The sequence below is a fragment of the Streptomyces albus subsp. albus genome (assembly GCF_000719865.1).
Lineage (GTDB): Bacteria > Actinomycetota > Actinomycetes > Streptomycetales > Streptomycetaceae > Streptomyces > Streptomyces albus_E.
In genome coordinates this window covers 37,374-54,968 of the sequence record NZ_JOID01000007.1, presented here as the reverse complement: position 1 = coordinate 54,968, position 17,595 = coordinate 37,374, and the positions used below count along the sequence as shown (strand labels likewise).

Below are 17,595 nucleotides of genomic sequence, written 5' to 3'. Positions count from 1 at the left end.
GCCGGAGCGCGAGCCCTCTCAGGAGACATCCATGGCGCGGGCAGCAGAAGAAGAGCCCCCTGCCCGGTCCGGCGGGGCCGGCCCCGGACCCCGCACCGGTCCCCGCTACGGCCGTGCGCCGTCCCCCGTCCGCCTGTGCGTCTGGGCCTTTCTCGTCGTCCTCGCGGGATTCCCGGCCCTTCCGGCGGCGGCAGCCGCGCCGGCGGGGGAACCGACGGTGCTGGCGACCCGCGTGGACGGCACCATCACCCCGGTCGTGGAGGGCCATCTCGACGAGGGGCTGCGCCGGGCCGAGCGCGAGGACCACGCCGCCCTGCTCGTCGAACTCGACACCCCGGGCGGGCTGCTGGAGTCCACCCGGGGCATCGTGCGGGGCTTCCTCACCGCGGAGGTCCCCGTCATCGTCCACGTCTCGCCCTCCGGGGCCCGCGCCGCCTCGGCGGGCGCCTACCTCACGATGGCCGCCCACATCGCGGCCATGGCCCCGGGCACCCACATCGGCGCGGGCACCCCGGTCGGAGGACAGGGGGAGAAGGCGAGCGAGAAGGTCGTGGGTGACTCCGCCGCGTTCGCCGTCTCGATCGCCGAGCAGCGCGGCCGCGACACCGGCTTCGCCGAGGACATGGTGCGCGAGGGGACCTCCGTCTCCGACCGCACGGCGCTGCGGGACAACGTGGTGGACCTGGTGGAACCCTCCCGCCGCGCCGTGCTGGACGCGGCCGACGGCCGCCGGGTCCGGGTGGGCCCGGAGGGCGGCGGCCGCGGGGTGGTGCTGCGGACCGCCGGCGCCCGCGTCGTGGAGTACGACCTGGGCTTCTTCGGAGAGCTGCGGCAGACACTGGCCCGCCCCGAGCTGGCGTATCTCTTCCTGTCCATCGGCACCCTGGCCGTCATCTACGAACTCGCCAGTCCCGGAATGGGCTTCGGCGGGGTCATCGGTGCCGTCGCGCTGCTCCTCGGCTTCACCGCGCTGAGCGTCCTGCCGTTCCACCTGGCCGGGCTGTTCCTGATCCTCCTGGCCGCCGCGCTGTTCACCGGCGAGGTGTTCACGCCCGGGATCGGGGTGTTCGCGGCCAGCGGGACCGTCGCCCTGGTGTTCGCCGGGATCTTCCTCTTCCGGGGGGAGACGGAGATCGGCCCGGCCGTGCTGTGGCCCACCGCGCTCGTGGTGGGAGCCGGCTCGCTGGTCGCCGGGCGGCTGGCCTGGCGGGCCCGGCGCGGACCGCCGGCCATCGGGGAGGAGGCCCTCCTCGGACGCGAGGTGGTGGTGCGCCGGGCCGAGGGCGACCGCGGCCAGGTGCTGCTCGACGGCGCGTGGTGGGACATCCGCGGCCGGGAGGCGCCCCCGGCCGAGGGGCAGCTCGTCCGCGTCGTGGACCGGCGGGGTCTCGTCCTCGTCGTCGAACCGGCCGGCCCCGCCGGGGACCGGCCGCCTTCCGAGAAGGAGTGACCGTGAACGGAGCACTGGTCGGCATCCTCGCCGCCGTGGGAGTCCTGCTCCTGCTGGCGATGGCCGCCATCAAGATCGTCCCGGAGTACGAGCGCGGAGTGGTCTTCCGGCTCGGACGCATCATCGGGGCCAAGGGCCCGGGCCTCATCGTCATCATCCCCGTGGTGGACCGGCTGATCCGGGTCTCCCTGCGCACGGTGACCATGGACATCCCGCCGCAGGACATCATCACCAAGGACAACGTCACCGTCCGCGTCAACGCCGTGACGTACTTCAACGTCGTCGACCCCAACCGCTCCGTGGTGGCCATCGAGGACCACATCAAGGGCACCTCGCAGATCGCCCAGACCACCCTGCGCAGCATCCTCGGCCAAGTGGACCTGGACGAGCTGCTGATCAACCGGGACGAGATCAACCAGCGGCTCCAGCGCATCATCGACGACGTGACCAACCCGTGGGGCGTCAAGGTCACCCTCGTGGAGGTCAAGGACGTCGAACTGCCCCAGCCGATGCGGCGGGCCATGGCGCGCCAGGCCGAGGCCGAGCGGGACCGGCGGGCCAAGGTCATCCACGCCCAGGGCGAGTTCGAGGCCGCGCAGACCCTGTCGGACGCCGCGGAGCGGCTGGAGGAGCACCCGGCGGCCATGCAGCTGCGGATCCTCTCCACGATGGCCGAGATCACCGACGAGCGGAGCTCCACCATCATCTTCCCGCTGCCGATGGAGCTCCTCCGGCTGGCCGACACCCTCGGGACGCGCGGGCGGCCGTCCGGCCCCCACGTTGAGCAGGCGTAACCCGCGGTACGGTAGGGCGGCCGCGGTGTGCCGCACCCCCGGGCGGCCGGCCCCGCTCCGGGGCGGGGACCCGATTCCGGGCGGATGGGGCGGGTCCCGCCGGGTAGACGCCGCGACAGCGTGTGATGTCCGTGTTGTCGTCAAGTGCCGCCCCGCCGTTCGCCAGGGGTGTGGGAGTACGCATGTGGGACTGCCAGTCACCGCCGCTGTCGCCGGCCCCCGCCGGACCCCTCTCCGGGCGGTACCGCCTGGACCGGCCCCTCGGCTCGGGAGGTGTCGCGGACGTGTACGCGGGGGTGGACCTCCGCCTCGGACGGCCGGTGGCCGTCAAGGTCTTCCGCCCCGGTACGGAACCGGAGATGGAGGAACGCTTCGCCCAGGAGGCCCTCCTGCTCGCCCGGCTGCGGCACCCGGGACTGGTCACCGTCTACGACACCGGCCGGCACGAGGGCCGCGCCTACCTCGTCATGCAGCTGGTGGCCGGCCAGACCCTGCGCGACCGGGCGACCGCGCCCCTGCCGCTGCCCGAGGTCACCGGGCTCGGCGCCGCCCTGGCGGACGCCCTGGCCCATGTGCACGACGCGGGCATCGTCCACCGGGACGTGAAGCCCGCCAACATCCTGCTGGACACCGGGTCCCGTCCGTACCTCACCGATTTCGGCATCTCGCAGTTCGTCGGCACGACCGCGCACACCGCCACCGGCGCGCTGGTCGGCACCGCCGCCTACATGGCGCCCGAGCAGGTCACGGGGGAGGGAGCCGGGCCGCCCGCGGACGTGTACGCCCTCGGCCTGGTCCTGCTGGAGTGCCTCAAGGGCGATCTGGAGTACCACGGTGCGCCCCTGGAGGCGGCCATCGCCCGCCTGCACCGCCCTCCGGTTCTTCCCGGCTTCCTGCCGGACGACGTGGCCGCCCTGCTCCGGGCGATGACGGCTCTCGACCCCGCAGCCCGGCCCACCTCCCACGACTGCCGCACCGCGCTGGCCGCCCTGAGCGGCGACGGGACCGCCGTCCCGGGCCTCCACGCCCCCCACGGTCATCCGGCTGGCGGCTTCGTGTACGACGCCGCCGCACCCGCCGCCCCGGCCGCCCCGGCCGCCGCGGAGGCCGTGGCAGCCGGGCCCGGGCCCGCCGCAGGGCGGTCCGACGGCGACACCCTGCCCGGGATCCCCCGGCAGCCGGCACGGGGACGCCGCCTGCTCGCGGCCACGGGCACGGCGGTGCTCGCCGCCGTTCTCGGCACCGCGCTGACGGCTCCGGGCGACGCCGCCGGCAGCGGCGACCAGGCCGCGTCCGCTCCCGCCGGTTCCCGGCCCGAGCAGCCGGCGCACCGGGCCCCGGCCACGGAGCGGGCGGGAACTCCGGAGACACCGGAGCGGGGCGACGGCGTCCCGGCCCGGCAGGCGGACCACCGCCCGGAGTCCTCCGGGCCCGCCGCGTCCACCGCGGCCTCCGGTCCCACGCCGCGACGGCTCTCCCCGGGCCCGCACACCCGGTCCGGCACGCCCGGCCCGGCGGCGGCCTCCGCCCGGTCCGCCGCGGAGGCCCCCCGGGGGGCCCATGGGTTCCGGACCTCCGGCACCACGGGAAGGACCGGCACGACCGCCGAGGCTCCGGGGAAGGGCGCGAACGGCAAGGCGTGGGGCAAGCGGACGAAGATCCTGGACGGCGGGGGAGCGCACCGGCGCTGACGCCCGGCGGCTCGCCGGCCCATCTCATCGGCGACTCCGGGCCGTTGCCGCCCCGCTGTGTCCGCTGCCGGACCAGTTGCTCTCCGGGCCGGCCGCGGTGCACGCGGAGGGTGTCACCCACGGGAACATCAAGCGGCCACCGTCCTTGAGTGCCCGGGAACCGCTCAGCAGCGCACCGGCGCGGGCACCGTCATCCGGAACGGCCGGAAGGCCAGCGAGGGACGGGCCCGGACACCTCGCAGCGGCGGCAGCCGGTCCGACCACTCGGTGACGGTCATGGTCTCCCGGCGCGGCCTGCCGGTGAGCCGTCCGGCAACGAACAGGCGCCGCCCGGGAGTTCCGCCGAACCCGGGGAGCAGTGCCGGCACCGGCGGCAGCGCGGAGAGCGGCCCACGGCCGGGGCGGAAGACGATCCGGGCCAGCGTCCCCCCGGCGTCGCCGACCCGGACGGAGTCCCCGGCCCAGGTGAACTCGGCCGGTTCCTTGGGCAGTCCCCAGATGGCGCGCCCGCCCCGCACCGACGCGTCGTCGTCGACCCAGATCCGCTGGATCAGCAGCCCCGCCCGGCGGCCCCGGCGCACCAGCGGGCCCATGGCCAACTCGTCGTAGCGCAGGGTCCCTTCGCGGTAGCGCACCACGCCGACCGCGATCCGGCTCCGCGGCCCGAGCGGGCGGAGGTCCGGCGGCAGGTCCGGAGGCCGCCGGACGGGCAGCAGCCCGAACCACATCTCGCCCCGGGACACCCAGGGCGCGGGCGGATGGGACGGCCGTCCTCCGGTGGTGTCGGGCATCGCTCGCTCTCCCCTTCCCTCGTCTTCCGCGGCCTCCGCCGCCCTCATCAGGTGCTCTTCTCAGGTGCTCTTCCGAGGCTTCTTCCCGGGACTTCCGGGACCTTCCCCGGCCCGGCACGCGCGTACCGTCGCCCGGCGCCGCGTTTCCGGACGCCGGCCCGGAGGCGTCCGGTGGTCCGCCCGCCTCCCCTTCCCGTCCCCGGCGGGCGCACCGGAACCGCGGATCGATCAGCCCTCGCTTTGTCGGCATATGCGGGGATGGGCGGGGCAGTCGAAGCAAGGACCACCCCCTCTTCCGATGGAGGATCATCGTGCTGATGGCCCACCCCGATGTCCTGCGCGACCTCGTCGACCGCTACACGACCCTGCAGGCCGTGGCGGGAAGCGGCGAGACGGGCCCGGAGTTGCGCCGGCGCCTGGAGGACACCGCGTACACGCTCTGCGTGACCACCGGCACCCGCACGGTCGACAGAGCCCTGGCCGAGGCCCGGCGGCGGCTGGCGTCCGTCCCCGTCCGCGCCGCCGGCTCCACGGTGCCGGACTCCCTCTCCGGCACCGTGTCCGCCGGCTGAGCCCGGCGGCCGGGGCCGCGCCCTCGCGCACGACCCCGGCGCGCGGTCCGCCGGGGCGCGGCGCCGCGGCCGGTGCGCCGTACGCCGCGGCGCCGACGGCCCGACCCACCCGACACGTTACGGAGAACCGATGCCTTCCCCTCCCGGGCCACCCCGCCCCACCCCGCCCCCCGAGCACCCGCGGCGGCATCCGGACGGACCGCCGCGGACAGCCGGCGGCCCCGGCGGCGCGTACGCCCCGGACCGCGAGGTCCCGCTCGGCGGGTACGCCGCCCTGACCGCGGGCTTCGCCACCGGGGTCGGCCTCTTCGCCCTGGGCCTGCGGAAATCCGGGCGCCGGCTGCCCGAACGGGTGCCGCCCTGGGACCTGCTGGTCCTGGGCACGGCCGTCTACAAGGCGTCCCGGCTCGTCAGCAAGAGCAAGGTCGCCGGTTTCGTCAGGGCGCCGTTCACCCGGCGCACGGAGGAGCTGAGCGCCGGCGAGGTCATGGACGAACCGCACGGGCACGGTGCGCGGCGGGCCGTGGGAGACCTGCTGGCCTGCCCGTTCTGCCTCTCCGTCTGGGCCTCCGGCGCGTTGGTCTGCTCCTACGCCGCCGCCCCGCGGCCAACCCGGCTGGTGACCTCCGGGCTGACGGCCGTGGCCATCTCCGACTGGCTGCAGTACGCCTGGAGCTTCACCCAGGACCGGGTCGAGGGCTGATACGGGGCCGCGCCGCCGCCGCGACCGGGCCGCGGCATCACGGCCGGAGGCCGGGGCTCCGGGGACCGCTCCCCGGGGCCCCGGCCTTCGGCATGCCGGCCCTCGTCGCCTCGTCGCCTCGTCCGCCGTCCGCCGTCCGCCGTTTCAGGCTTCCGGGCCGGTCGTGCGCAGCGCCAGCAGCGCGCAGTCGTCGGGCTTGTCGGCGCTGGGCTGGTGGTGGAGGAAGACCTCGCACAGCTCGTCGGCGGACAACCCGGCCGTGCGGCGGGCGAGCCCGGTCAGCCGTTCGAGCCCGGTGTCCAGGATCTCGCCGCGGCGCTCGACGAGGCCATCGGTGAAGAGCAGCAGGGTCTCCCCGGCACGGACGCGCGTCTCGCTCTCCGTGTAGGCCACATCGTTGACCATGCCCAGCGGCGGCGCCAGGGCCCGGTCCAGATAGCTGCTGCTGCCGTCGGCGTGGATCAGCAGCGGCGGCAGATGGCCCGCGCGGGCGTAGTGCACCGTCCCCGACGGCCGGTGCAGCACGAGATAGCAGGCGGTCGCCATCCGACCGGGGTGGTAGGCGCGCAGGAAGTGGTCCAGCTCGGCGAGGACGGCCCCGGGTCGCCGCCCGTGGCGCAGCACGATGCCGCGCAGCGCCGCACTGATCTGCCCCATGGCGGTGGCCTCGGACAGGCCGTGCCCCGCGACGTCGCCGATGGTGAGCCCGATGTGGTCGCCGTCGAGCACATGGACGTCGTACCAGTCGCCGCCCACGTCGACGAGGTCGCTGCCGGGGGCGTAGCGGCCGGCGACGTCCAGTCCGTCGATCACTGGCAGGACGGGCAGCAGGCTGCGCTGCAGTCGCTCCGCGAGGCGGTGTTCGTGCTCGTACAGACCGGCCCGCCGCAGAGCCTGCGCGATCTGCTGGGCGATGGCCGTGACGTGGGCCTCCTCGGGCGGGTGGTCGCCGGCGTGGTCGACGGTGAGTTCACCGAGCGACAGCCCGTCCGCCTCCAGCGGCAGCCGCAGGAATCTGCCCGGGACTCCGGGCCCGTCCGGCCCGTGCGCGCGGTCCGTCGCCGTGTCCGGTCCGGTGCCCTGCTCCGGCACGGCCGGGGTGTTGCCGTGGTCGAGGTCGGTCCAGCTGTCGCCGGCCGCCGCGCGGAGGCTGTCCGCCGGGCCGAGGGACGGCACCAGCCGCTCGGAGTGCAGCGCCAGTCCGACCGACCGGGCGCCGAGAGCGGCGGGCGCGGTGTCGTGCACGGCCTGGACGACGGCGGCCGGGGTCGCCGCGGCCGCCAGGGCGGCGGTGAGCCGGTACAGGTGGTTGAGCCGGATGCGGCCCGTCTGTTCGGCGACGAGCAGATGCTCCCGCTCGGCCTCGGCCGCCCGCCGGAAGGCCATCTCCTTGTTGAGCGCGAGCACTTGCTGGCTCAGCGCCACGAACTGGTCGGTGTGGTCGAGGCGCGTCAGATGCAGCTGGATGGCCGGCTCGGGGCCGGTCCACCAGGTCGCGCGGGCGCCGTGGCAGCGGAACGGGATGAGCTCCCCGCGGGAGTCCTTGATCTTCAGGGAGCCCGGCAGGGGGTCCCCGCTGCGCAGCCAGTGGCCGAGATGCCCCCGCAGGCCGTCGGCGTTCCCGTCCGCGAGGGCGAACAGGTCGGCACCCGCCCGCAGCTCGGGCACCAAGCGCCGCGCGGCGGTGTTGACCGCCAGGATCCGCCCGTCCGCCGTGGCCAGCAGAACAGGGTGCGGCAGCAGCTTGGTGATCGCCCGGAAGAGATCCAGGCTCATTCAGTCACCGGGCCCGGCGCGGGGACACGGCCGGTCAGCGCGGAGTCGTCGAAGTACTCCCGGCCCGCGGCGGACGGGTCCCCCTCCGGGTCCTCCGGCTGCGGCACCAGGTGCACGACGACACGGCAGCCGGAGCTGCCCCGGGCGATCGTCTCCTCCAGGTCCACCCGCGCGTAGCCGAGATTCCGGGCGGCCACCGTGCCGAACATGTTGGAGGTGAGCATGCACATGGACTCACGCCCCTTCACCTGCTCGCCGAAGGGGCAGCTGTGGCTCCCCAGGACGATCTTCTCCTCGTCCTGCTCGATGATGTGGAAGCCGCCGCCGATGCGCTGCTTGAAGTCCACCATGACCTCGGCGACCTGCTCGCGGTTCAGCGTGTCCAGCCGGAGGGCCCGCGTGTACGTGTCGTTGAGCTGGAGGCCGACGGACTGCCCGACCAGGCTGATGTAGCCGGACGCCTCCTGCAGACCGATCACGGACTCCAGCGAGGTGGCCAGCTCCCGCAGCAACGTCCGCATGAACACATCACGCTCCACGCCGACCCCGGCTCGGGCAACCTGGTTCATGGGGTCCTCCCAGCAGTTCGCACTGACGCCGGATCCTCACGCCACCGTGGAGGGAAGCCGGTCATAAGAGACGATACGTCACCGCACGTCCGGGCCGGGAAACAGCTGTCTCCCGGCCTCTGCCTTCCCTTCCCCCGATACGTCCCGGCATGCCCGGCCCGGGAGCGGCTCGCGCCGTGCGCGGCGGCGTACGGGGGCGCCCGCGAGCCTCCGGACGGCATGGGCCCCCGCGCCTCACCCCGGAGCGCACGGGGGGCGGGCGGCGGCGGGCGCCGGTCCTCCGCGGCCGGGTCCGATGGTCCGGGTCCGGGGCCCGGACCCGGGGGGAGCCGCCGCTCATATCCCGTGCCGGGCACGGATGTTGCGGCGCGCCCGCGGCCGCGCCTGCGGTAGTGTGGCCGTCCCGAGCCGTGCACGACCGAGGAGGTGGGACCCATTACCGCTGTCGCAGGCCGGGTGCCCTCCTCTCGTGGACTCGACGTACGTCCGGGATAGGTGACAGGGAGGCGCCCTTCGGTTTCCGGAAGGTTCTCATGCCGCTTTTCCCCTCGTCGTCTCCTTCTTCCTTCTCTTCCTTCTCCTGCCCCTCCTCCCTGCCCGCCGGCGCTCCCCGGCCCTCCGCCGCCGCCACCGCCGCCGTCGTCGTCGCCAGACTGCGCGCCGCCGGCTGCGTCTTCGCCGAGGACGAGGCGCGCCTGCTGATCTCCGAGGCGTCCACCCCGGAGCGGCTCACGGCCCTGGTCGAGCAGCGCGTCGGAGGGCTGCCCCTCGAACACGTCCTCGGCTGGGCCGAGTTCTGCGGTCTGCGCGTCGCCGTGGATCCGGGTGTCTTCGTCCCCCGTCGCCGGACCGAGTTCCTCGTCCACCGCGCGGCGGCGCGCGGCCCGTCGGAGGGCCGGATCGCCTCCGGGGGCCCGGCGCCCGTCGTCGTCGATCTGTGCTGCGGCTCGGGCGCCGTCGGCGCGGCCTTGGCGGAGGCGCTGGGGCGGGCCGAGCTGTACGCCGTGGACATCGACCCGGCCGCGGTGCGGTGCGCCCGCCGCAACCTCGCACCCGCCGGCGGCCGGGTCCACGAGGGCGATCTGTACGAGCCGCTGCCCGCCCGCCTGCGCGGCCGGATCGACATCCTCGTCGCCAACGCGCCGTATGTGCCCACCGGCGCCATCGGACTGCTTCCGCCGGAGGCGCGCGACCACGAACCGCGTGTCGCGCTCGACGGGGGCGCCGACGGGCTGGAGATCCAGCGGCGGGTCACCGCCGGGGCCGCGCGCTGGCTGGCGCCCGGCGGACGCCTGCTGATCGAGACCGGCGAGCACCAGGCACCGGACACCGCCGCGGCCCTCGCCGGCGCCGGGCTGATACCCCGCGTCGACCACTCCGAGGAGCTGGACGCCACCGTCGTCACCGGCACCCGGCCTCCCCTCGGCCCGGGCCCCGGCCGCTGAGCGTGCCGCCCCGGCCCGGCCCGGCCCGGCCCGGCCCGGCCGTGCCGGGGCGGGAGGGCGCCGGTGCCTATAGTCGTCCGGTGGCCCTCTTCCGCATCACGCGCCGTACGCCGCTGCCCGCCGACGAGGCGTGGCGGCGCGTCACCGACTGGGAACGGCACGCGGACCATGTGCCGCTGACGCGCATCACGGTCTCCCCGCCCCCGCCCGCACCGACCCGCCCCGGCACCGTCTTCACGGCTCGTACCGGTGCCGGGCGGGTGGCGTTCGCGGATCCCATGGAGGTCGTCCTCTGGGAGCCGCCCGGGGACGGCCGGCCGGGCCGCTGCCGGATGGAGAAGCGCGGCCGGGTCGTGACCGGCTGGGCCGGGATCGAGGTGTGCGCCCGGGGCGCCGGCTCCGAGGTGCTCTGGAGCGAGGATCTGCGGATCACCGGGCTGCCGCGGCTCTTCGACCGTCCGACGGCCCTGGCCGGCCGCCTTCTCTTCGGCCGCGTCCTCACCCGGCTGCTCGCCACCGGCTGAACAGGCGTCACCGGAGTCCCGGCCAGGGGACTCGGTGGCAGGTCACGCGCACCTTCCGGCGTTCCCGGGGCAGAAGAAGGCCGACCGGACAGTCGAGCCCTCGCCGGAGGGCAGTGAGGAGAAGGAACCGTGCCCGTCACCTTCCGCAAGAGCTTCCGCATCCTGCCCGGAGTGCGGCTGAACCTCAACCGCCGCTCCATGTCGCTCACGTTCGGATCGGGCAAGGGCCCGAAGCGCACGTACAGCACGACCGGACGCACCACCACGAGCCATGATCTGCCGGGCCCCTTCGGCTATCGCAAGACGACCGGGCGGAGCGGGCACTGATCCGCGCGGCGCGCGCCCCGGCACGGGCCGGGCGGAGGACGGAACGGCGAAGGCCGGCGACCCGGAGGACGGGGTCGTCGGCCTTTTCGCCGCCCATCCGCACCGGATGGGCGGACGGGCGGGCAGGCGGAAGGACAAGCGGGCGGACGGAGCGGACGGAACCGAGGGAGCGGGGGAAGCGGGGGAGAGGAGCCGCGCCCCCGCTCAACCCCGCTCGCCGTAGCGGATGGTGACTTTCTCGAAGCCGAGCGAGGTCAGCAGCCCGCGGAGCATCGCGGTGGTGTTCTTCTCGGCGCGCTCGGCGAGTTCGCTCTCCTCGGCTGCCTCGGCGATGTGACGGACGGCGAGCCGGTTGACGGCGCGTTCGTCGTTCGGGTTGTCGGAGAACAGGTCGCCGAGCCGGTTCAGCAGCCCGCGCTGCTTCGACACGGCATACGAACGGTCGGCGTCCAGGGCGGGTTTCCCCAACCGCGCGCGGGGGAGCAGGAGCGTGGCCTCCGTGCGGTCCTCGTTGACGACGACGGCGCGCTCGTCGAGCTCGCCGAGGTCCACATAGGAACTGACGCTGCCGGTACCGACGTAGAGGGTCCTGGTCCCCCGGATGGAGTCCGGCAGGTACTTGGTGTCCTTCTCCAGATCGACGACGACCTGGAAGTTGCCGGAGGCGCCCTCGTAGCGGCTCATGTCCTGGATGGACTCCAGCAGGGCCGGACCGGACCGGTCGTGCGTCTCCTCCCCGAAGAGGCTGTCCAGGTCCGGAAGGACATCCGCCCTGGTGACGAGGGTGAACAGCAGGACCAGCGCCGCGAGTCCGGCGGTCGCTCTGGCCCACCACGGAAAGCGGCGGGACCGGCCGGGCGGGGCGGGGGGAGCGGGCTGGGTCTCGCTCTGTGCGACCACGGTGAGCCTCCCGGGGCGGCGTAGTTGTTCCGGCCGTCGATGCGAACCTTGTTGTGGACCTGACGCCCGTATGCCCCGGCCGCGGAACGCGCAGTCCCGCGATCCGCGCCCGGCCGAAGCACCGGAAGCACGGGGCGCTCCCTCCGTGCCCCGTCACCGAGCGGACCGGCGCCGATGCCGGTGGCGCTCCAGGATCCGACCCGTGTTCAAACCTCTCGATCCCGACGAGCCGGTCTTCAAGAAGAGCAGGTGGGGGACGAACCGACACGTCTACAATGCCGATAACCCCGTGGGACTCACGCTCATCGTGGTCAGTGAGGTTTCCCCAACGGTGATCACTTCCAGGTTTCGTTTTCCGTGGACATGATCTTGGCAGATTTGTTCCTACCAGGGGCTTCGCGTTTGTCCGTGGCCGGGCGCGGCCTGTCCGGCCTGCTCACGCATGGAGCGGTTCACACCTTTTCGCGTAAATCTTCGCTGAGCAGACGCCACTCGCCCACTCTCCCTTCTCAAGAATCACAGCAACTACATGTCCATCGCAGCTCGCGTACCGTCGCCGGGATCGGCGCCCAATTTGTTTGGGGAGTCGCCGTGTTGAGTACCTTCATGCCTATCGACAGGTTTCTGGATCTGTCCTTCCGAAGGCTGTGTGACGGCGGATTCGCCGGATTGGTATTCCTCGTATCCCGAACGGCAGACGATCCGGAAATCCAGGGGGGTCTGTTCAGGAACTGGAGTGACATCCATGACCTGACCGAGCGATACCTCGGCGTGATCGTGCCATCGGAGGGTGGCGCAGTCACGATCGCCGAGGATGTGCGTAACAGCTATCAGACTCGTGTGGCGGGTATCAGATGTCCTCACGGCGGCCACCGGCTGTCTCTCACCCGCGGTGATTCTCGCCCGTTATCCACCACCATGGTGGACCCGCATCGGAGGCGCCGGGCAGTCATCACGCCGTTCCGTACCGACCCCCTCGAAGATTGTCAGAACAGGCTGAACACATCGGTCAGCGCCCTGCAATCCTTCTTCGGCATCTCTGAGTCGCTCCTGCCGTGCCTGGTCATCGCTTCGCTTGCGGAAGAGGAGGTGTATGCCCTTGCGCTGGAGGAGGGCACAAGCGTGTATCACTTGCTCAAGCTCATCAAGACTCAGATGGAACCAGCGACCGCCCGATGCAGAGAGAAGGACGCCGAACGTCTCCACGCCATCAGGCAGTACAGGGAGCTACGGGCAACACCAGGCCGCGGAACCGTGCAGCAGAGAGCAGAGGCAGTCAGACAGCAGTGGGCAGACCTCACCGGCCGGATTGCACGCGACCTTGCCCAGGTTGCCGACGTCACCCCCTCCCGCCAAGAGGCTGGACAGCTACGCTGGATGAGTCAGCGACTGCAGATCGCAGGGCCCCTGAGCGAGGCTGAGGCCACCACAGCACGAGAGCTTCGACGACGGCTTCGAGAAGCAGGCACATTCGGACGACTGCCGCGCAAGCTGGGCAGAGCGTTAAGGCGGCTCAACAACGGCTATCCGGAAACTGATGCAGCGGTCCAACGTTGGGCCATGATGACGGCTGCCGAAGTTGCTCTTGAGCAGAGAATCGATCGCACCCGGTCTGAGCTCGCTGCCTTCGAACAAGAGCTGCAACTCGGCAAGGCCGTCGCCGCTGCTGCCGTAGAAGTGGGCCTCACGGAGTCAGGGGCGCGGGGCCTGCTCTCCCCGAGGCGATGCGCTTGGCCGATCACCGTCCTGAGTCGCCCGCAGCGCTCTCGCCCGAGGCTCACGACGGGGTGGAGCTGATGGGCGCCACGTCATCCCCCGCCCCATACGAGATGCTCCTGACCGACCAACTCGCCGAGGAACGGAGCAAGAAGACGTCCTTGGAACAGCGCGGCATCGCGGTGATCTCAACTTCGGGCACCCTGGTCGCAATCGTCCTCGGCTTCATCTCCCTACGGGGTGCGCAGAACGCAGCTGCCCGGTCCTCGGGGACCACATCACTTCTTGTGTTGGCCCTCATCGCGCTTGCCGTCGCTGCCGCCGTGGGGCTACTCATAAACCTGCCTTTGCGCACACCTGTCATCGAAGCCACGGACTTCATGGCGGTATTGGATGCCCCGAACTGGAACTCCCGCGATCAGGAGGATCTCCGGTCCGAACGCAGGATTCAGGTGCGGATACTGCTCCGCCTGAGCCAGATCAACAGGATACGAGCCCGAGTGCTGTTCGCGGCGCTCCTGCTGGAGGTCGCCGCGCTTACGCTGATGCTGTTCAGCGCCGTGCTGGCTCTCAAGTAGCCGGCTCCAAGGTGGCTTACCGTGACCGTCGCCCAGCATCAGAAGCCGGTGTTTGCGCACCGTCGAGAGATCTGGCAAGTGCGTACGAGCCCTGAATTCCAGCTTCAAGCAGGACACAGTAAACTTGTTCAGCGTTGCCTCTCCGGAGTGAGGACGGCGGCTGCGACTGCGGTGAGGAGGGTGGGCTGCAACGGGCGTGTCGGAAGAGTCGCCAGGATTTCAGGTGGGCGACTCCGCGTTCGACGGGTGCCCGGGCGGCGGACAGAGCCCGGTTGGCCGTGCGCTCGGTGGGTGTGAGGTCGCCGTTCGGCGGGCGGCGTTTGGCGGTGGTGACCCAGTCTCCGGCACCGATGTAGGCCATGTCGGCGCGGTCCGGGACGCCCTGGCGTTCGCAGATTCGGATGATCTTGTGAGTGCGGGCTGCGGTCAGGTCGTGGGTCCGGCCCGGTCCGTTCGAAACAGGGCCCATTGGCTCCCCGAGCCTTCCCCGTTCGGCACTGTGCCGGGCCGGTGCGAGACGGCAGCCTGGTCCTGCGGCCTTGGGGGGCGGCGCCATAGGGGTACGAGGAGAGGAGCGAGGGGGTAGAACAGGGGGGAAGTGCGAGGGCGGCCCGGCAGAGTGTCCCCGGGCCGCCCTCGCCGTGTCCGGATCACCCGGGGCGAGTCCCGGACCGTCCGGACACGGAGGCCGCACACGCCGCACACACCACCGCACCACACCCGCCCCACCCCGGAGGACGCACATGCCCGACAAGCCCCGTGACCGGACCCCGGCCGGAACCGTGCCCGCCGGCACCGCGCCGAGCGGCCGGCCCGCCCGGCTGCCCCGCCCGGTCTACGAGCAGGAACTGCTGCGCTTGCAGGAGCAGTTGGTGGTCATGCAGGAGTGGGTGCGCGCGACGGGCGCACGGCTCGTCGTGCTCTTCGAGGGCCGCGACGCGGCCGGGAAGGGCGGTGCCATCAAACGTGTCACCGAGTATCTGAACCCGCGCGTGGCCCGGGTCGCCGCCCTGCCCGCGCCTACCGAACGCGAGCGCACCCAGTGGTACTTCCAGCGCTACACCGAGCATCTGCCCGCCGCCGGCGAGCTGGTCCTCTTCGACCGCAGCTGGTACAACCGGGCCGGAGTCGAGCGGGTGATGGGCTTCTGCACCGAGGAGGAGCACGCGCGCTTCCTGCGCCAGTGCCCCGTCTACGAGCGGCTGCTCATCGAGGACGGCATCCTGCTGCGCAAATACTGGTTCTCCGTCAGCGACGAGGAGCAGGAACGGCGCTTCCGCTCACGTATGGCCGACCCGACGCGGCGGTGGAAGCTGTCACCGATGGACCTGGAGTCCCGCATCCGCTGGGAGGACTACTCACGGGCCAAGGACGAGATGTTCGCCCACACCGACCTCCCCGACTCCCCCTGGTATGTCGTCGACGCGGACGACAAACGGCGGGCGCGCATCAACATGATCGCCCATCTGCTCGCCACCGTCCCCTATCACGAGGTGCAGCGGCGCGAGTTGAGCCTGCCGCCCCGCCCGCCGTCCACCGGCTACCGGCGGCCGCCGCGCGACACCCAGACCCATGTGCCCGACCACGCCTCCTCCCTGCCGGGAGCAGCGGGAAAACGGTCGTGAGGCCGAGCGTCTCGCGGGCGGGGCGGAGAGCCGACCCCGTGCCGGGATCCCTGCACGGGCGGTGACTCCCCGGGGCCGGGGACGGCCCCGCCCCGGCCCACAGCCGCCCTCACCGGCGCTCTCGCATGTGCTCCTTGACTCCGGGTAACCGGTGCCCACGAAGCAAGACGACCCTGGGGGTGGCACCGTGGTACGCGTACCGTTCGGCAAGACGCCGACGACTGAACGGAAGAACGGCAAGGCCGAGGCGGGCGCGACGAAACGGAGCGCGACCACAGCGCGCCGAAGGCCGGGGGGCGGGCTCGCGAGGGCCAAGGCGGGCGGGCGCGGAAGCGGCGCCTCCGACTCGGGGGACCGGCGCTCCGGGCCCACCGGTTTCGTCCGGGTGCTCGTGATGCTGGTGGCCTTCGCCGGGATGGTCGCGTTCGCGGTCGTCCTGGCCCGGCTCACGCTCGAACCCTCCGTCGCCAGCGAGGATCTGATCCACAGCAACCTGCGCCCCGGCGACTCCATCCGCAACTACCTCGAACAGCCCGCCTTCCAGGACACCGTCAAGCAGATCGGCGGCAACATCCTGCTCGGCCTCCCCTTCGGCCTGCTGCTGCCCGTGCTGCTCCCCAAGACCCGGGGACTCATCCGCGTGGCCCTGACCACCGCGGTGGTCATGGTGCTGGTGGAGCTCGCCCAGGGCTCGCTCGTCCGGGGCCGCGCCTTCGACATCGACGACGTCATCCTCAACACCACCGGTGCGCTGATCGGTTACCTCCTCCTCGGCCGGCGTCTGGGCCGCGCCGTGCATCCCCGGCGGCACCACTGGTGGCACCGCTGGACCGACGGCCCGGCGCGCACCTGACGGCGCGGCGCCCCTGCCGCCCGCGCCCGGCTGCCCGCAGCTTGGCGCGGGGGTGGAAGCACCGGGTCGCGGAAAAGAAGTCCCCTACTGCGACCGGTGGTTGAGCGGGTCGGCGAAGAGATGCGTGAAGGCCAGCTCCGCGGCGCCCACCAGAATCGTGTCGTTGCCGAGCCGGCAGACGCGGAAGCGGACGTTCTCCCGGGCCGCGGCCAGCGTGTGCGTGTTGATGCTGCTGCGGATGTGGGCGGCGGCGCCCAGGTAGATGTCCGGCAGGGTTCCGCCGAAGATGACGGCCGCGGGGTTGTAGAGGTTGACGAGGTTGGCGATGCCGATGGCGAGCCAGTCCCCGACGGTGTGCAGCGCGGACCGGGCGGTGATGTCGCCGCGGTCGGCGGCCTCGATGATGGTCCGCACCGCCTGCCGGCCCGTGGTGGCCGGCACGCGTCCGGCCGCGTCAAGGAGCGCGTTCTGCCCGGCCTCGGCCTCCAGGCAGCCGCGGGCGCCGCAGCCGCAGCGCCGGCCGTCCCGCGGGTTGACGATCATGTGGCCGACCTCGCCGCCGTACCCGCTGCTCCCGCGCAGCAGCCGGCCGCCGGTGATGACGCCGCCGCCGATGCCGATGTCGCCGTGCAGGTAGATGAGATCGTCCAGGCCCGTACCGGCGCCCCGCAGGTGCTCGGCCAGGGCGCCGAGGTTGGACTCGTTGTCCAGCAGCACCGGCAGGCCGAGGCCGAGCCGGCCGCCGAGGTCCCCGCCGAAGTCCTCGTCCGTCCAGCCGATGTTGGGGGCGGAGCGGACGAGGCCGTCGGGATGGCGGACCATGCCGCGCACCGCCGCGCCGGCGCCGACGCACACGGCGTCCGCGGGCGCGGCGGCCATCATCTGCTTCGCGTGCCCGGCGAGGATGCCGGCCGCCTCGCCCGGGTGCATGCCGATCCCCGGGTACGTGGTCTCGCGGCGGTCGAGGAAGGCACCGCCGAGCCCGATGCGGGCGGCGGCGAGGTAGTCGACGCCCACATCGAAGGCCAGCACGTACACCCGGGTGCCCTCGGGCTTGACGACCAGGGAGGGCCGGCCCGCCCGCCCCGTCTCGCGGGGGAGTTCCTCACGCACCAGACCGGCCGAGGTCAGCTCGCTGACCAGGGCCAGAATGGTGCTGCGGTTGAGCCCCATGCGCTCGGCGAGGGCCGCCCGGGAGGCGGGGCCGCCGAGGTGGATGTGGCGGAGCAGACTGCTGAGATTCTGCCGGCGGACCTCCTCCTGCGAGGGACCGGCTTTCAT

17 protein-coding genes and 1 pseudogene are annotated in these 17,595 nt (G+C 72.8%); 12 read left to right on the top strand and 6 right to left on the bottom strand.

Annotation, left to right across the window (positions count from 1 at the left end; all coding sequences use genetic code 11):
- Positions 1-31 precede the first annotated feature (31 nt).
- From IF83_RS0107935 to IF83_RS31110, 3 genes are all read left to right on the top strand, one after another.
- Entirely contained in the window at positions 32-1,450 is a 1,419-nt protein-coding gene (locus tag IF83_RS0107935; protein ID WP_078843274.1) for an NfeD family protein, read from the top strand.
- Between the two features lie 2 nt (positions 1,451-1,452).
- Positions 1,453-2,244 carry a slipin family protein gene (locus IF83_RS0107930; RefSeq protein ID WP_030543351.1) on the top strand — a complete coding sequence of 264 codons (792 nt, stop codon included), beginning with the start codon at positions 1,453-1,455 and terminating at the stop codon, positions 2,242-2,244.
- A 182-nt stretch (positions 2,245-2,426) separates the two neighbouring features.
- Positions 2,427-3,935, top strand: a complete 1,509-nt coding sequence (locus tag IF83_RS31110; protein WP_051722565.1) for a serine/threonine-protein kinase — start codon at positions 2,427-2,429, stop codon at positions 3,933-3,935.
- A 164-nt stretch (positions 3,936-4,099) separates the two neighbouring features.
- Here the strand turns inward: IF83_RS31110 and IF83_RS31105 are convergent, their stop codons facing one another.
- Positions 4,100-4,726, bottom strand: a complete 627-nt coding sequence (locus IF83_RS31105) for an acetoacetate decarboxylase family protein (RefSeq protein ID WP_051722564.1) — start codon at positions 4,724-4,726, stop codon at positions 4,100-4,102.
- Between the two features lie 317 nt (positions 4,727-5,043).
- Here IF83_RS31105 and IF83_RS29985 point away from each other — a divergent pair, with 317 nt between their 5' ends.
- Positions 5,044-5,298: a DUF5133 domain-containing protein gene (locus IF83_RS29985; RefSeq protein ID WP_347877095.1), complete on the top strand. Its 255-nt coding sequence runs from the start codon at positions 5,044-5,046 to the stop codon at positions 5,296-5,298.
- Between the two features lie 130 nt (positions 5,299-5,428).
- Positions 5,429-6,001 (top strand): DUF1360 domain-containing protein, encoded by a 573-nt coding sequence (locus tag IF83_RS0107910; protein ID WP_078843272.1) that lies wholly within the window; start codon positions 5,429-5,431, stop codon positions 5,999-6,001.
- A gap of 144 nt (positions 6,002-6,145) precedes the next feature.
- Here IF83_RS0107910 and IF83_RS31100 read toward each other — a convergent pair whose 3' ends face one another.
- A complete protein-coding gene (locus tag IF83_RS31100; protein WP_051722563.1) occupies positions 6,146-7,777 on the bottom strand; it encodes a PP2C family protein-serine/threonine phosphatase in 1,632 nt (543 codons plus the stop codon).
- Entirely contained in the window at positions 7,774-8,346 is a 573-nt protein-coding gene (locus tag IF83_RS0107900) for a methanogen output domain 1-containing protein (protein WP_051722562.1), read from the bottom strand. Before IF83_RS0107900 ends, IF83_RS31100 begins: the two co-directional genes overlap by 4 nt.
- Before the next feature lie 533 nt (positions 8,347-8,879).
- Between IF83_RS0107900 and IF83_RS0107895 the strand changes: the two genes are divergently transcribed.
- From IF83_RS0107895 to IF83_RS0107885, 3 genes are all read left to right on the top strand, one after another.
- Positions 8,880-9,791, top strand: a complete 912-nt coding sequence (locus tag IF83_RS0107895; protein ID WP_030543344.1) for a putative protein N(5)-glutamine methyltransferase — start codon at positions 8,880-8,882, stop codon at positions 9,789-9,791.
- 80 nt (positions 9,792-9,871) lie between these two features.
- Positions 9,872-10,315, top strand: coding sequence for an SRPBCC family protein (locus IF83_RS0107890; RefSeq protein ID WP_030543343.1), 444 nt, complete (start codon positions 9,872-9,874; stop codon positions 10,313-10,315).
- Positions 10,316-10,444: 129 nt separating this feature from the next.
- A complete protein-coding gene (locus IF83_RS0107885) occupies positions 10,445-10,642 on the top strand; it encodes a DUF4236 domain-containing protein (RefSeq protein WP_030543342.1) in 198 nt (65 codons plus the stop codon).
- Between the two features lie 204 nt (positions 10,643-10,846).
- Here IF83_RS0107885 and IF83_RS0107880 read toward each other — a convergent pair whose 3' ends face one another.
- Complete coding sequence (locus IF83_RS0107880) at positions 10,847-11,542, bottom strand: DUF4230 domain-containing protein (protein WP_030543341.1); 696 nt, start codon at positions 11,540-11,542, stop codon at positions 10,847-10,849.
- A 591-nt stretch (positions 11,543-12,133) separates the two neighbouring features.
- Between IF83_RS0107880 and IF83_RS33650 the strand changes: the two genes are divergently transcribed.
- Together IF83_RS33650 and IF83_RS0107875 are read left to right on the top strand one after the other, a co-directional pair.
- Entirely contained in the window at positions 12,134-13,339 is a 1,206-nt protein-coding gene (locus IF83_RS33650; protein WP_158711012.1) for a hypothetical protein, read from the top strand.
- Entirely contained in the window at positions 13,330-13,836 is a 507-nt protein-coding gene (locus IF83_RS0107875) for a hypothetical protein (protein ID WP_158711011.1), read from the top strand. Before IF83_RS33650 ends, IF83_RS0107875 begins: the two co-directional genes overlap by 10 nt.
- 128 nt (positions 13,837-13,964) lie before the next feature.
- Here the strand turns inward: IF83_RS0107875 and IF83_RS31810 are convergent.
- Positions 13,965-14,284, bottom strand: a pseudogene (locus IF83_RS31810) (transposase family protein); the annotation flags it as partial.
- A gap of 295 nt (positions 14,285-14,579) precedes the next feature.
- On the opposite strand from IF83_RS31810, the gene ppk2 reads away from it, so the two are divergent.
- Both ppk2 and IF83_RS0107865 read left to right on the top strand, forming a co-directional pair.
- Positions 14,580-15,461: a polyphosphate kinase 2 gene (ppk2, locus tag IF83_RS0107870; protein WP_051722561.1), complete on the top strand. Its 882-nt coding sequence runs from the start codon at positions 14,580-14,582 to the stop codon at positions 15,459-15,461.
- A gap of 187 nt (positions 15,462-15,648) precedes the next feature.
- Positions 15,649-16,314, top strand: coding sequence for a VanZ family protein (locus IF83_RS0107865; protein ID WP_244176928.1), 666 nt, complete (start codon positions 15,649-15,651; stop codon positions 16,312-16,314).
- A gap of 84 nt (positions 16,315-16,398) precedes the next feature.
- Here IF83_RS0107865 and IF83_RS0107860 read toward each other — a convergent pair whose 3' ends face one another.
- Entirely contained in the window at positions 16,399-17,595 is a 1,197-nt protein-coding gene (locus tag IF83_RS0107860; RefSeq protein ID WP_030543337.1) for an ROK family transcriptional regulator, read from the bottom strand.

Excerpts from the sequence above, each read along its gene's own strand:
- ppk2 (WP_051722561.1), top strand. The coding sequence starts at position 14,580 with ATGCCCGACAAGCCCCGTGACCGGACCCCGGCCGGAACCGTGCCCGCC.
- IF83_RS0107900 (WP_051722562.1), bottom strand. The coding sequence starts at position 8,346 with ATGAACCAGGTTGCCCGAGCCGGGGTCGGCGTGGAGCGTGATGTGTTC.
- IF83_RS29985 (WP_347877095.1), top strand. The coding sequence starts at position 5,044 with ATGGCCCACCCCGATGTCCTGCGCGACCTCGTCGACCGCTACACGACC.
- IF83_RS0107860 (WP_030543337.1), bottom strand. The coding sequence starts at position 17,595 with ATGAAAGCCGGTCCCTCGCAGGAGGAGGTCCGCCGGCAGAATCTCAGC.
- IF83_RS31110 (WP_051722565.1), top strand. The coding sequence starts at position 2,427 with ATGTGGGACTGCCAGTCACCGCCGCTGTCGCCGGCCCCCGCCGGACCC.
- IF83_RS31105 (WP_051722564.1), bottom strand. The coding sequence starts at position 4,726 with ATGCCCGACACCACCGGAGGACGGCCGTCCCATCCGCCCGCGCCCTGG.
- IF83_RS0107935 (WP_078843274.1), top strand. The coding sequence starts at position 32 with ATGGCGCGGGCAGCAGAAGAAGAGCCCCCTGCCCGGTCCGGCGGGGCC.
- IF83_RS0107895 (WP_030543344.1), top strand. The coding sequence starts at position 8,880 with ATGCCGCTTTTCCCCTCGTCGTCTCCTTCTTCCTTCTCTTCCTTCTCC.
- IF83_RS31100 (WP_051722563.1), bottom strand. The coding sequence starts at position 7,777 with ATGAGCCTGGATCTCTTCCGGGCGATCACCAAGCTGCTGCCGCACCCT.
- IF83_RS0107910 (WP_078843272.1), top strand. The coding sequence starts at position 5,429 with ATGCCTTCCCCTCCCGGGCCACCCCGCCCCACCCCGCCCCCCGAGCAC.